We start from the raw sequence: 1,256 nt of genomic DNA on the forward strand, positions 1-1,256 counted from the left end.
CTCGTATTCGAAATAGTCTTTATACCTAGCAGTATCCTGAGTACGGCGAGACACGTGAAATCTCGTCGGAATCTGGGAGGACCATCTCCCAACCCTAAATACTCTCTAGTGACCGATAGTGAACCAGTACCGTGAGGGAAAGGTGAAAAGTACCCCGGAAGGGGAGTGAAAGAGAACTTGAAACCGTGTGCTTACAAGTAGTCAGAGCCCGTTAATGGGTGATGGCGTGCCTTTTGTAGAATGAACCGGCGAGTTACGATTTGATGCAAGGTTAAGCAGTTAATGTGGAGCCGTAGCGAAAGCGAGTCTGAATAGGGCGTTGAGTATTTGGTCGTAGACCCGAAACCAGGTGATCTACCCATGGTCAGGTTGAAGTTCAGGTAACACTGAATGGAGGACCGAACCGACTTACGTTGAAAAGTGAGCGGATGAGTTGTGGGTAGCGGAGAAATTCCAATCGAACCTGGAGATAGCTGGTTCTCTCCGAAATAGCTTTAGGGCTAGCCTCAAGTGATGATTATTGGAGGTAGAGCACTGTTTGGACGAGGGGCCCTTCTCGGGTTACCGAATTCAGACAAACTCCGAATGCCAATTAATTTAACTTGGGAGTCAGAACATGGGTGATAAGGTCCGTGTTCGAAAGGGAAACAGCCCAGACCACCAGCTAAGGTCCCAAAATATATGTTAAGTGGAAAAGGATGTGGCGTTGCCCAGACAACTAGGATGTTGGCTTAGAAGCAGCCATCATTTAAAGAGTGCGTAATAGCTCACTAGTCGAGTGACACTGCGCCGAAAATGTACCGGGGCTAAACATATTACCGAAGCTGTGGATTGTCCTTTGGACAATGGTAGGAGAGCGTTCTAAGGGCGTTGAAGCATGATCGCAAGGACATGTGGAGCGCTTAGAAGTGAGAATGCCGGTGTGAGTAGCGAAAGACGGGTGAGAATCCCGTCCACCGATTGACTAAGGTTTCCAGAGGAAGGCTCGTCCGCTCTGGGTTAGTCGGGTCCTAAGCTGAGGCCGACAGGCGTAGGCGATGGATAACAGGTTGATATTCCTGTACCACCTATAATCGTTTTAATCGATGGGGGGACGCAGTAGGATAGGCGAAGCGTACGATTGGATTGTACGTCCAAGCAATGAGACTGAGTGTTAGGCAAATCCGGCACTCTTAAGGTCAAGTTGTGATGGGGAGAGGAAATTGTTTCCTCGAGTCGTTGATTTCACACTGCCAAGAAAAGCCTCTAGCTAGAAT

The 1,256-nt window shown here is 48.6% G+C and carries 1 rRNA gene; it reads left to right on the forward strand.

The window, feature by feature from the left end:
• Nucleotides 1-1,256: ribosomal RNA gene (locus EII23_RS11955) — 23S ribosomal RNA — on the forward strand; the annotation flags it as partial.

This window comes from Desulfovibrio sp. OH1186_COT-070 (assembly GCF_003860215.1).
GTDB lineage: Bacteria > Desulfobacterota > Desulfovibrionia > Desulfovibrionales > Desulfovibrionaceae > Desulfovibrio.